We start from the raw sequence: 13666 nt of genomic DNA, 5'->3' as shown, positions 1-13666 counted from the left end.
AATTAATATAATACAACTGGAGAATTTTAGAATGGATCAACTAAAACACAGGAGTTTCAATATATTAGCAATGTGCATATAGTATATTGAGGTGTGTTGTTATGAGACGGATGATTCATGAGATAACAGAGTACTGCAGAACAATTAGTTTGGCAACTAAGGCATTAATTTTTATTGGTATAATTTCTTTAGTTGAAACAGTAATAGCAATATTTCTTGATGTTGACCAAACCAGCCCTAATGATGTTGCTATTCGTTCAGTTATGTCCAATATTTTTGGATTTGTTTTTGGTGCTCAGTTATCAGAAAACTCCAATGTTAAAAATCGGCATTTGCAAACTTTGGTGGCAGTGATTGTAGCTTCCATATGTCTTTCTACTTTGATATTAGGTCATTGGATTGATGTAAATCAAACTGGAGCATCTTCGGTTGAAATAAGAAATTTATTGTTTTCAGCAGTGGGGTTTTTGTTAAGTAGAGCTAAGAGTATTGAATGAAAAAGTATAATTTATATAGCAAGAAGAAAGACCTGATTCTAGTACTAGAGAAGGCTTTTTTTTGTTTTTTCAGGGATTTTTGAAATATTTCTAAAATAGGGTTATTATACCTTAACTTTATATGTAGTTTTAACGTATTTATTTAAAGACAAGAAGTTAAATAAATCTACTATGCATTTACCAAATATTATAGTATATTAGTAAATGGCACTTTATTAAACTTCATTATTAGGATACTGATAACGTGAAGAAGAGGCCTTCGTTAAAATTGTAAGAAATTCTTAAGGTTTATTTAAGGTTTAAGAGATTACTTTTTTAATTGGAAGAGGATATAATTAGAATGTAGTTAAGTGATGCTCATAAAAGAGTTATAAATACCGTGAACCTAGGTTAAGGGGGATAAACATGAATAAAATAAATGAGATTTTTCCTAAGGTGGCAATTTTCTTTGTGTTTTTCACAGTAGCTGTCACTATCCTTTATAAAGCTGATAAAATGGACAAATTAGTGGAAAGTCCAAGGAATCAAGCTTCTCAGACCGTGAACCACCAATTAAAATAGTTGAAAATTATAGGAATGCTTAGGATGCTAATAGTTAGATTTATTGGTATAGTAAAGTGAACCATATGAGAAACATAAGGAGCTGTCTCAAGTAGAAATAAATTTTCTATTTGAGACAGCTCACTTTTTTTATAAACCTGTACTAATAAAATTACAGGTTATTCCTAGTTTTATAGATCTAACAATATCATATCAACATATACTATTTTTATATTACTAAATTGAAATAGTGTTGCTTTAAGTATACAATACTATTAATACAAATGGAGAATATTATAGAGTATAAAGCAATAAGGAATACAAGGAGAAAAATAATGGATTTTCAGCAAATTTTCCTAAGATTAATTTTGGCTACAATTATTGGTGGTGCTGTTGGATATGAACGAGGTTTTAAGCATAGACCAGCAGGGCTAAGGACTCATATGTTGGTTTGCTTGGGTGCCACCATAGTAGCGTTGATTCAAGAAGCTACACTAATAAGAACCATTGAATTTGTAACTAGTAATAGTGTTTTGGCTGATGCAGTTAAGATAGATCTAAATAGACTAGGAGCTCAAGTTATAACGGGTGTAGGGTTTTTAGGGGCTGGTACTATACTTCATGATAGAGGTTCCATAAAAGGACTTACTACCGCAGCCACTCTTTGGGTAGTTGCATGTATAGGGCTAGGTATAGGGTCAGGATACATTACTATATCTATATTTGGTGGATTATTTACCGTTTTAGTTTTAGTGATATTTAAAAAACTTGAATCAAGATTTATGGAGAAAGAAACCATAGTGATAATTGAAATTGTTCATAGTAACAGAGAAAAAACTATGGAGGCTTTAAGTAAAATATTTGGTAATAAAAATATTACTGTGAATAGTATTGAAAGCATCAAGTATGAGGATGTAACGTCACAGGCGGATAAATATATAAGTTTTTATACTATTACATTCACAAAGCACATAGAGATTAAAAATATTATACAAGAAATAGTGATGCTGGAAACTATTTATAAGGTGACAACAAAGTAATTTTATAATTAATATAAAAACAAATATAAATGTGTGAAGAAAGGATTAGATTTATATGAGAATTCAGGGGGATAAAATTTATATTAGATTTCTAGAGGAAAAAGATGCAGAAGCTTATACAAATTTGCAAGTGAAAAATAAAGAGTTTTTCAGAAAATATGTAACCACTCGTAGCGATGAGTTTTATACACTAGAATTTCAAAAGCAACTTATTAAAAACAATATTATTGCAAGTGAAAAAGATGAAAAGTATGTGTTCGGAATTTTTGAGAAGGATACTGATGAGCTAGTTGGAAATGTTGCTCTTACAGAGGTTTTTCGAGGACCTTTACAAAGCTGTTATATAGGTTATTATTTAGACTTAGAATGCAATGGAAAAGGATATATGTCTGAGGCTGTGAAATTAGTAGTAGCCTTTGGTTTTGACGAGTTACATCTACATAGAATTGAAGCTGGAGTGATGCCACATAATACTGGATCTATCCGTGTTTTAGAAAAGGCTGGTTTCCAAAAGGAAGGTATAGCTCGTAAGAATGTTAATATTAATGGCAAATGGGAAAATCATCAAGTGCTTGCAATTATTGAGGATGATTGGGATTCTAAATAGATTACTAATTGAAGTGTAAATATTTCATTAAGAAGATTAAAGAGAACTTATTGATGAACATATATTAATAGGTTCTCTCAAGTAAATACACCTAAGCATTCTCAAAAATAAATGACTCTATGAGTTGCTATTTATTAAATTATAGTTTAACAAATAATAACTAATAAATTGCTATAAAAGTGAATTATAATAAAAAAATTACTCTATAAATCTTAGAGTAATTTTTTTATGGGCAAATTATTAAGGTATCACAAAATGGTGAATGCTTACCTTATTTAATGCTATTTTGAATACTAGCTTTTTACAGTTCCACCAGGGGAATACTAATTACAAGGAAATTATAACAGGAATTATATCATATCTAATAAGTTAATTAAGGAAAAAGAATGGTTGAAAGAAACTCGTTTAAAAGGAGTTTTTAGATAGTGATAATCCACTTGTTAAACTAAAATTCGGTGATAAAAAATTGATGCAAAGAAACTTGCACCGAATTAACTTGCTCAATATGAACTTGTTCATTACAAATAAAAAACTTTAAAAAGAAATGTTGTTATGTTATTGTTTGTTTTTGTAAGAAATTCTTAAGAAATATGCTACTTAAGTTTTAAAAAGTCTATGTTATTATAATTATAAGATATATCTTAGACATTTAAATAAGTAATAAAGTCAAAAACGCTACGGAGATTTTCCGTTTAGAAAGAAACTTGTGTTATTAGTAAGTTTATAATAAAAGAAATTGAATTCTATTGATAGCTTCACTAAACAATAGGTTCCTTTGATCCAGTATGGTAAAGGCTAATATACCGCAAGGGAAGGGCCACTAAATAGATTAGTATACTGACTAGTTATTTTGTAAAGATGTCTTATAAGAATTAGGAGTGAGTACGTATGTATAATATTCTTGTTGCTGATGATGAAAAAGAAATAACAGATGCTATAGAGATTTATTTAAGAAATCAAAATTATAATGTTTTTAAGGCTTATGATGGAGTGGAAGCTTTGGAAGTCTTTGAAAAAGAAGAAATCCATCTTGTGCTTATAGATATTATGATGCCAAGGTTAGATGGTATAGGGGCTACTATGAGAATAAGAGAAAAGAGTACAGTACCTATCATTATTCTTTCTGCAAAGTCAGAGGACATGGATAAAATTTGGGGGCTAAATATCGGAGCGGATGATTATGTTACAAAGCCTTTTAATCCTTTAGAATTACTAGCAAGAGTTAATTCAAACCTTAGAAGATACACAAATTATTTACCTACTACGCAAAAACCTAAGGATAAGGTTATAAAAATTGGTGGAATTGAACTTAATGATGATAATAAAGAAGTTTTAGTGGACGGGGAGTCAGTAAAAATTACGCCACTGGAATATAAGATCCTTCATTTACTTATGAGTAATCCCAATAGGGTATTTTCTATTGATGAGATATATGAAAGAGTTTGGCAGGAGCCAGCTTATAGCGCAGACACAGTTACGGTTCATATAAGGAGAATTCGAGAGAAAATTGAGATTAATCCCAAAGAACCAAAATATTTAAAGGTGGTGTGGGGCATTGGATACAAATTTGAACAATAACATAGAGGATGAAAACTATAAAGAAAGTACAAAGAAGAATGATGAAAACGATAAATATGGAAGCGAATTTATAGATAGAAGTGTTGATTTTACAGGCGACAATTTGTCGCCTGCAAATAATGAAAATTACAGCAATGAGAAAAATCAAGGTATTACTGCAAGAGGTGCTGTAGATGAAACAGAAAACTTTTCGAAGGACAAATTCAACCATAAAGATAGTAAAAAAAGAGATCCTATTGATAAATCTGGTGAAGAACAGCATGTTGATAAAAGTGAAAAAGATAAAGAAAGCAAACTCTTAAAATCTACCTTCGGTACAATATTTTTAGCTCTGCTTTTAGCTATTATTTCCGTAGTTAGTTATTCGCCATTAAAGAATACCTTTTTTTCAGATAGGAATAATACAAAAAGTTATTTAGAAAGTAATGATTTTGCTTACGTACTAGGAGATCAAGTTAGATACTTAACTAGTCCTGAATGGTATGACGACAGGTTAGAAGCGGTTCAAAGCATTAAGTATGTTATAAAAAGGCAAGGGGATGTTGAACCCTCTACAAATATGCCAGCTATCTCAACAGAAGCTATTGAAGAACAAAAAAGTAATAGTTTGTTCTACCTCCGTTTAACCATGGAGGAGCCAGGCAAACCTGTGATTGAAACCTCACCAGGAATAAATTTTAATAAAAATAACTTTTTTAACACCTTAGATTTAAGAAATAAAATCAATAAGCAATATTATGATTTAGATGTTACTTTTATCATCCCTAAAGATCTAGAAGCGTATAATGATTACTTTACCCATAGTGTAAGACAATACAGTCTTGAGCCAAACTTTATACTAATCCTAACTATTGGAGCAATAAGTATTTTTATATTAATGATTATTGGTTTCACAATTCCATATTCCTATCAAAGGAAGGCCAATATATGTAATCTTTATAATAAAATGTTTTTAGAACTGAAAGGGGTGCTTTGGATAATTTTTGCCATCCTTTTCATAGGCACAATGCAGGAAATTGGAAATAGATTTTCTTACTTTGGAAATTTCGATTTAACAAATATAATTTATAACGCTAATGGTTATTTCTATGCTATTGGTATACCTGTAACCTTTATCTTGTTTTTACTCATTTATTTAACTGTGGTTTATATTAAATATATTTACTATACAGGATTTAAAAAAGGATTTCTGAAAAATAGCTTTTTTGGGTCAATATGCTTTTATATAGTAAGAAGTTTAAGGGGGTTATTTAAAGCTGCCACAAGTATTGATATTAATAAAGATGAAGATAAAAAGCTTCTTATAATTCTTGGCTTTAACTTAATTGCCCTTTGGATAATAGCAGCAACCTCATTCTTAGGAGTGTTTTTAGCTATAGGGTATACTGTATTCTTATTTAAATACCTGCATACGGCTCTAATAAAGGTTAAAGCTTTAAATAAGGCTAGTAGAGAACTTTCAGAAGGGAATTTTGATATTACTTTAGATGAAAATATAGGGGTATTAAGCCCTATTTCTAAAAATCTAAATAATATTAAAAGTGGCTTTAAGTTAGCTATAGACGAGGAAGTAAAAGGGCAAAGACTGAAAACTGAGCTTATAACTAATGTTTCTCACGATTTAAAAACTCCACTCACATCTATTATTACTTATGTGGATTTACTTAAGAATCAAGACACAACAGAGGAGAATCGAAAGGAATATTTAGATATCCTTGATAGAAAATCTAAAAGATTAAATGCTTTAATTGAAGATTTGTTTGAAGCAAGCAAGGCAAGCAGTGGCAATATGGAGCTACAACTAGAAAACCTAGATGTGGTTGCATTGTTTAGACAAACACTAGGAGAGTTAGAAGAAAAAATCAATAAAAGTACTCTGCAGATAAGAACAAATGCACCAGATTATAAGGTGATTTGTGAACTAGACGGCAGAAGAACTTACAGAGTGTTTGAAAACATTATGACAAATATTCTTAAATACTCCATGCCAAGTTCTAGAGTTTATATAACAATAGAAGAAAGTGAAAAAGATGTAAGTTTTACTTTTAAAAACATTTCAGCTTATGAAATGAACTTTGACGCCAGTGAGATCACAGAGCGTTTTGCAAGAGGGGATAAATCAAGAAATACTGAAGGGTCAGGTCTTGGGCTTGCTATAGCTAAAAGTCTTGTAGAGCTTCAAAAGGGAAAGTTGACTATAGATATAGATGGAGATCTGTTTAAACTTTCAGTGAGACTTCCAAAAACAGAAGCGATATAAATAAATTTTAAATGAGATGTTATGGTATTAAGGGGTATTATTGCATAGATAGAAGATATGACACTTTACAGGTGCATAGTGAATGACAGAAGAGTATTAAAGGGTTATTTAGATTAAAAGATGTTAGAGGATATTGTTTTAAATATCTTCTAGCATCTTTTTTACTATTGTAATAATTGTGTCTTGCAAAGTAGCCTCATTCTTATCCCTTGTAGATACTAAAAATTCTTAATAACCCTAAGAATCATTCATAAAAATATAATCTAGAGAACTAAGGGGGGAATTATTTAAATTTTATTAATATTATGTAAAGAATATTGATAGAATTTGCTTATTGTGTTAACATGATAGTAGGATATAAACAAAGCAAAACTAAGATTAACAGAAATAAACCATATTAAAACTGTATAGAAGGTTAATTTAGGCTAATTTGATGGTTTTCAATGGTTGAAAAAACTCGATTTTAATGAAAGTTATTCTGAATAGCTTAAAAGATGTAAAATCATTTATATTATGGTATTTTATACTTCTTCATATAAAAATTATTACAACACTTACAGCATTTTAGAAAGATAACTCTGGAGCTCTTTACGAGTAACATTATCTTCTATAAAATAACTTTTCCCGGAAATAAAATTTCATTTAGAGGCTAGTGAACAACATTAATTTATTCATTATTTTAATAATAGACCCATTAATATCTCATGGTTAAAATCTCAATTTATAATTATACATAGTCTAAAATATCCAGTCAGCAGGTTAATCTTTTGTGGTATAGGCTCTAAGTAGGTACTGTTGGCAGTACAACAATTAATAAAAACTGTTTCCGTGCCAAACCCATAATAGACCTGGCACTTTTAACACATTAATTCAGAGGTCTAAACAAAATTGCTATAGCCTAACTAACAATGAGTATGAAATAATATTACTCTCTAAAATTTGATGCTTAAGAAAACTTAATTTTCTTAGACTTCATCAATTAGAGAACAGTTCAAAATGAAATATAATGTTTAAATGCATTTATAAATAATTTTCGAAAGGAAGATGATAATGACAAATTTTATATTGCTAGCAGCAGTAATACTTCTTGCGTCAGTACTATCCAGTAAACTGCTATATCGTTTTGGAATACCTACACTGCTTATATTTCTTTCCCTAGGTATGCTTTTAGGTTCCGATGGTATAGGGGGAATATATTTCGATAACTATGTACTTACTCAACAAATTTCTAATATTGGTCTTGTATTCATAATGTTTTATGGAGGTTATGGATTTAACTGGAAAGGCGGGAAATCTATAGCACCACAAGCAGTGCTGTTATCTACTCTTGGAGTGGTGTTTACAGCCTTTTTAACTGGTGTATTTGCACACTATGTACTAAAAGTTACTCTCCTTGAAGGGTTGCTTCTTGGAGCTGTAGTATCCTCAACTGATGCAGCTTCAGTATTCTCAGTGTTAAGGTCAAGAAAGCTAAATTTAAAAGGCGGATTAGCTCCTATGTTGGAAATGGAAAGTGGAAGTAATGATCCGATTTCCTATATGCTCACTGTGGTAGTGCTTTCATTAATTACTAATAGTGGAGGCCAATCAGTTATTCAACTACTAAGCAAACAAATTATTTTTGGCTTAGGTATTGGGTTCGTGTTAGCGTTTGTTTCTGTGTACATTTTAAGACGTATTCATTTTCAAATCGAAGGACTATATCCAATTTTCGTGATAGGATCTGTGCTATTGGGCTATGGTCTATGTGAATTAGTTGGAGGGAATGGATTTTTAGCTGTATATATAATTGGTATAGTTATGGGAAATAACAAGATTCCACACAGAAAAAGTATGGATCATTTCTTTGATGGCATATCTTGGCTTATGCAAATTGTGCTATTCTTTACTTTAGGTTTATTAGTTTTCCCATCTCAGCTTTCATTAGTGTTTAAAGGTAGCCTTACAATTGCAATATTCTTAGTTGTAATTGCAAGACCAGTAGCAGTTGCTAGTATACTTGTGTGGTTTAAGACCCCATTTAAGCAACAGTTGCTAGTGTCAGTTGGAGGACTTAGAGGGGCAGCTTCTATAGTTTTTGCAACTTATGCCTTAACTAATAAGATTTCAATTGCCAATGATATATTCAATACAGTGTTTATTATTGCGTTACTTTCCGTTAGTGTTCAAGGAGCTCTTCTTCCAAAGATAGCTAAAAGGTTAGACTTAGTTGAAGAGGATAATTCTATTTTTAAAACTGTCAGTGATTATGAGGATGAAACTCATACCAAGTTAATAGAATTGGTGGTTAAAGAAAATAATCCGTGGATAGATAAGATGATAATGGATGCAGAGATACCAGAAGAAATACTGGTGGTTATGATAAAAAGAAAAGGTGAGGTTATCACTCCAAAGGGATCATCTCACATTAAAAAGGGCGATGTGTTAGTTCTAACTGGAAATAGCTTTGATGCACTTAAGGGTAAGCTTGTTGTATAAAAACATTTTAAAGAATTATAACAGTTTGAATATTATTTCTACATTTTGTTGTATGAATTATAATTTAAAGTAAAAAAGATGCTAGGTTATTAGCATCTTTTTATTTGCTCGAAAGCTTAATTAAATACATCCGAAAGATTTAAATGTAGATTATTAAATGGTGGGCAAGGTTATTTTGTTAAACCAGTTTAGAAGGAGATGGTTGATTTTAAATTTTACCATGGATGAATTCAAAATGGTTATGGGAAGTTCATATATCCTAAAGGATTCTTTATGATTTACATAGTCAGTAATGGACAGAATAGTGGCCCTCCCCATTAGTATATATTAATATAAACGAGGGTTACTGATAATTAAAACTCTTTATCGCAAAGCTGCCTATAAAAGTGAACTGTGTGAACAATCTCAAATCCAAGCTCCTCATATAATTTTATAGCTTTTTTGTTCCAGGTCAGCACTGTAAGATGAATTGAACCTTCGGGAGCTTGCTTGATAGCTTTATTAATGGCAAATTGAGTAATTTTCTTACCGAGGCCCTTTCCTTGGAACGGAGGTGTAACTACAATGTTATCTAAATATCCATTCTTTACAACTGCTGTTGCAATCATCTCATTATTTTTGAATAACACATAAATATAATCTTTATTATCTAACAGATACTCTCTATATCTGTCATCAAAGTCACATCTATAAGGTTTTATGTCATTTTCCCTTCTTAGTTCATAAAAGCCATCCTGAATGAGCTTTGTGTATTCATGGAAGTATTCATCCTTATAGTTCATAAAATTTAAATTAACCTCAGGTTGGAAGGTTCCCTTATAGTAAGATTCATGACAACCCCACCACTTTTTATAACCTAATTTTCTATAAAAATCTTTAAAATCTTCTGTGCCAACTCTAAAGTAAGTAGTTAGTAGATTTGGTTTTAGTTTTTGTAAATCAGCATATAGATTATTATAAAGAGCAGTACCGATGCCCTTTCTTCTCCAATGTGGGTCTACATAAATTAATATGCAATATTCTTTTGTTTCTTCATTTGTGTTTTTCAAATATGCAAAGCCCCAAATTCCACCTTCATCATATACCATTAGTTTTCTGTCCTGATCCTTTAAAAAGTCTTTTACATCATTATCCTCTAGAACAAAGCCTTTTTTCAGAATCTCTATAAGATTATCTTTATCCCTAATTTTAAACTCTCTTATCATTTAAATCCCCCCAATACTATTAAAAGACTTTATTAGATTATTTTAAACTTAGAAAGTTTTGCCCATCTTCATTTAATAGCAAAATTCCTTCAATGGAACTCTCAGCCCTACTTACTACCTCAAAGAAATTTTTTAATTCCTCCTGGCTTTTAAGAACTTTAAAACTATTAAAGCCTAGTACATCTAAGGTTTCCTTTGAGGGTGTTACAGTTAGGCATAATATATAATTTTTATCGTTAAATTGGTTTCTAGCAAAACGGTAGAATGCCATTTTGTTATCTTCTTTTTTTTCAGGCATATATAATGGAAAATCTATCATTTTTATTCTCCTTTGCATAAAAATTTTCTATTTAATTTTATGTAACTACTATTTATATAGAACAACTTTTAGAATTAAAAGTTATGATTTTAAAACCAGTGGAATTTCTATAAATTAGCTTTTCTTGTAAATATGATAATTTTTGCATATAATATTAATACATGTTTTTAGGAGGTTATTATGAATAAAGTTGTTAAATTTTTAGGACTAAGTAGTGAAGCAAGCTTATTTGATGCTAAATTGTACATAATAAAATCTATGTTTGCAATTGCAACTGGCTATGTTTTGGGGATGTTTTTTCCAACAACAAGGCTTGATATGATATCTGTACTTCTTGGAGTTATGTATAACTTGGAGCCAATTAATGTAACTGGGATAAAAGGGGGACTAGGGCAGCTGATAGCTTCAGCTATAGGAGCGGCCTGCACAGGAATATTAATTATAGTAATGGGGATAAATGTGGTTACCATTGCACTAGGTATGGCACTAACCTTGTATGTATGCCTTAAGATTAATTGGAGAATGGTATCACCAGTGGCTATTTTTACATGTATTTATATGACTCAATTTGTTCAAAGTGATGCTATGGGAATGCCAAGCATTTGGTTAACTTTTAGACTTAGAATTGCTGCCTTAGGGCTTGGGGTAATTATTGCAATTTTTTACAACTATGTATTTTCACATTTTTATTACAATAACATTGCGAACAAAAGATTACAGTTTGCAAAAAATGCAGTGTTGTCAGGATTAGAATATACTTATGATGAGCTTAAAAATCCAAAAGAAAAAAAGAGTAGAGCCTACTTAACTCTTTTCCCATCAATATTTAATGATTTAGATTTAGTTCATGCAAATGTTCAGATGATGGTTAAGGAAGCTAAAGTGCTTTTTCATCTTCTAGAAACTGAAAAGTTAAGCAAAATTCAAAAGACCTTACAACATTTTAGGGATATCAATCACTTGACTTATGATATAAATTATACAATTTGGAGAGAAGGAAATAGTTTAAAACTAGAAGATGATGTGATAATTGTTTTAGAAGAAATCATAAATACATTAAAAGCAATAGATTTTACAACAGTAAAATCAGTGAAACATAATCTAGAATTAAATGCTACTCTGGATAAAAACTTTAATGGAAATAGGGTTACTTCTGATATTAATTCCATTGTGTATTATGTGGAAGAAGTGCTTAAAGAAGCAAAGGGAGTGTAGAAGATATATTCTAGTAAGCTGAAACAACATTAAGAGAAATTGGAGAAGCTGTAACTATATTTTCGGCGTCTTAAATGGTATAATATGCCTTAGGCCGTTACATAGAAAGTATAAATTCATATGATATTATCAATCTTTGCTATTGGAGGTTTTCAAAAATGAGCTTACATAGATCCAGTTTCCTAACTAAATACAATATTTCAGAAGCAGACCTTGTTAAATATACTATAGACTGGAAAATGCTAAATTCTATATATCAGGATTTCAATAAATATGAAACCCTGTACCAAACTCAAGCAGATTTTATTGCTAGTACTCTAAGAAATCATAAAAAAATCCATTCTGTTAAATCAAGGGTTAAGGATTCAGAACACTTAATTGAAAAGATCATTAGAAAAACTGAAAGTAGAAAAGAAACCTATGGAGAGAATTTTCAGTTTACTGCTGAAAATTATAAGGATCAGATAACAGATTTAATTGGTGTGCGCGCAATTCATATTTTCAAAGAAGATTGGGAAGAAATACACAATTTCATCAGTAATACTTGGAAGATAATTGAGATAACTGCGAATGTAAGAGAAGGGGATGACACTGAAAGGTTTCAGGAGCTTAATATAGAAATTAACTCCAGAAAAACGGGATATCGATCAGTTCATTATTTAATAGAATCTTTTCCTACCAATCAAAGAGTTATTGCAGAAATTCAAGTAAGGACTATATTTGAAGAAGGTTACGGTGAAATAGATCATCAGCTTAGATACACTAGAGATGAAATCCCAGAGGTTTTAGCATTAAACCTTCTACTTTTAAATCGTATAGCTGGTAGTTCCGATGAAATGGCATCAGTTATAAATTTATTAAATAGAAGTCTTATGGAAACAGAAAAAAAAGAGAAAGCAATTGATTCAAAGAATAAGGAATTGTTGAAGCTAAGAGAGAAAATAGAAGGAACTAATACTATCCAGTCCAAAGAAAAACAAGATATTTTATTAAGCTTAGACTGTATAATTATGAAAGAAGATTTAGCAAATTGCACTGAAAAGCTAATTGAGCCTTTTTCTAAATAAGTGAAGCTCCGTATTGAGTTTTTAGCAATACAATTTTGTGTTAATATAAAAGATAAAGAAAATAAGAAGCTTGGAGGTTTTTAAATATGCCAATATTAAAGTTTAATGGAGTAGAATCTAAAAAGCTTTGCGCCATAAGCAAAGAATTAGTAGATGAACTAGAGAATCTTTTGAAGTGTCCTAGAGAGTATTTTAGTTTAGAAGTTATTCAAAGCTCATGTGTAAAGGATGGAGAATTTGTGGACATAAGCCCTAGAATTGAAATTGCATGGTTTGATCGCGGACAAGAATTACAGGATCAAGCTGCAAAAATAATTACAAGACACATTAATTCTTTAGAATATCCAAATGTAGATGTAGTATTTACCTGCTTAGAAGAACTAAAATATTACGAAAATGGTGAACACTTTTAGGCTATCAAATAATGAATAATTTCATTTTGGTGAGAGGCTTTGAAAGTAGATTTAACTCTACCTTAAATTTACTTATCACAGAAGCCTTAAGGGAAGTAATGTAGGTGCAAGTGAAAGTTAAGCCTTGACTTTGGTTCCCTATATCACCATAATAGATTAGGATATAATTATTGCATGTAGTGAAAATTGAGGTGAATCAAATGAAGAAAATAGCATATTATTTTGTAAAATATAATGTTTTGCTTGTAGCTTTATATTTAGGTGATAAATATATTGTAAAAATCGATGATTTAAGCATGGTAAGAGCTGTGGGTATTGTAACAGTAATAGCTTTATATGATATTTTTATGTATGTGGTGCGTAGGCTTAAAAAAATTAACAAAACAAATAATAACAAGTAGAGTTAATAAAAAATAAGGAATAACTGCAATATCTATTTTAATTTGC

The 13666-nt window shown here is 30.4% G+C and carries 13 protein-coding genes; 11 read left to right on the top strand and 2 right to left on the bottom strand.

What is annotated here, in order from left to right:
* Window positions 1-101 precede the first annotated feature (101 nt).
* The 7 genes from RR409_RS01525 (at window position 102) to RR409_RS01495 (ending at window position 9000) form a co-directional block, all read left to right on the top strand.
* Complete coding sequence (locus tag RR409_RS01525; RefSeq protein ID WP_332555952.1) at window positions 102-497, top strand: hypothetical protein; 396 nt, start codon at window positions 102-104, stop codon at window positions 495-497.
* A 405-nt stretch (window positions 498-902) separates the two neighbouring features.
* Window positions 903-1058, top strand: a complete 156-nt coding sequence (locus tag RR409_RS01520; protein WP_332555951.1) for a hypothetical protein — start codon at window positions 903-905, stop codon at window positions 1056-1058.
* Between the two features lie 314 nt (window positions 1059-1372).
* A complete protein-coding gene (locus RR409_RS01515; protein ID WP_332555950.1) occupies window positions 1373-2077 on the top strand; it encodes an MgtC/SapB family protein in 705 nt (234 codons plus the stop codon).
* A gap of 55 nt (window positions 2078-2132) precedes the next feature.
* Complete coding sequence (locus tag RR409_RS01510; RefSeq protein WP_332555949.1) at window positions 2133-2684, top strand: GNAT family protein; 552 nt, start codon at window positions 2133-2135, stop codon at window positions 2682-2684.
* Window positions 2685-3572: 888 nt separating this feature from the next.
* A complete protein-coding gene (locus tag RR409_RS01505) occupies window positions 3573-4262 on the top strand; it encodes a response regulator transcription factor (protein ID WP_332555948.1) in 690 nt (229 codons plus the stop codon).
* Window positions 4240-6522, top strand: a complete 2283-nt coding sequence (locus RR409_RS01500; protein WP_332555947.1) for a HAMP domain-containing sensor histidine kinase — start codon at window positions 4240-4242, stop codon at window positions 6520-6522. The genes RR409_RS01505 and RR409_RS01500 overlap by 23 nt, the downstream gene beginning before the upstream one ends.
* A gap of 1050 nt (window positions 6523-7572) precedes the next feature.
* Window positions 7573-9000: a potassium/proton antiporter gene (locus tag RR409_RS01495; protein ID WP_332555946.1), complete on the top strand. Its 1428-nt coding sequence runs from the start codon at window positions 7573-7575 to the stop codon at window positions 8998-9000.
* 353 nt (window positions 9001-9353) lie between these two features.
* On the opposite strand, the gene RR409_RS01490 is transcribed toward RR409_RS01495, so the two are convergent.
* On the bottom strand, window positions 9354-10205 hold the full coding sequence (locus tag RR409_RS01490) for a GNAT family N-acetyltransferase (protein ID WP_332555945.1): 852 nt from the start codon (window positions 10203-10205) through the stop codon (window positions 9354-9356).
* Window positions 10206-10242: 37 nt separating this feature from the next.
* On the bottom strand, window positions 10243-10524 hold the full coding sequence (locus tag RR409_RS01485) for a hypothetical protein (RefSeq protein WP_332555944.1): 282 nt from the start codon (window positions 10522-10524) through the stop codon (window positions 10243-10245).
* 180 nt (window positions 10525-10704) lie between these two features.
* Between RR409_RS01485 and RR409_RS01480 the strand changes: the two genes are divergently transcribed.
* From RR409_RS01480 to RR409_RS01465, 4 genes are all read left to right on the top strand, one after another.
* A complete protein-coding gene (locus tag RR409_RS01480) occupies window positions 10705-11739 on the top strand; it encodes a hypothetical protein (RefSeq protein WP_332555943.1) in 1035 nt (344 codons plus the stop codon).
* A gap of 158 nt (window positions 11740-11897) precedes the next feature.
* Entirely contained in the window at window positions 11898-12806 is a 909-nt protein-coding gene (locus RR409_RS01475) for a RelA/SpoT domain-containing protein (RefSeq protein WP_332555942.1), read from the top strand.
* A gap of 86 nt (window positions 12807-12892) precedes the next feature.
* On the top strand, window positions 12893-13219 hold the full coding sequence (locus tag RR409_RS01470; protein ID WP_332555941.1) for a DUF1904 domain-containing protein: 327 nt from the start codon (window positions 12893-12895) through the stop codon (window positions 13217-13219).
* Window positions 13220-13419: 200 nt separating this feature from the next.
* Window positions 13420-13620 carry a hypothetical protein gene (locus tag RR409_RS01465; protein ID WP_332555940.1) on the top strand — a complete coding sequence of 67 codons (201 nt, stop codon included), beginning with the start codon at window positions 13420-13422 and terminating at the stop codon, window positions 13618-13620.
* Window positions 13621-13666: the final 46 nt, after the last annotated feature.

This window comes from Clostridium sp. (assembly GCF_036642255.1).
Classification (GTDB): domain Bacteria; phylum Bacillota; class Clostridia; order Clostridiales; family Clostridiaceae; genus Clostridium_J.
The sequence above is the reverse complement of the archived record's forward strand: the minus strand, read 5'-3'. Positions and strand labels throughout refer to the sequence as shown.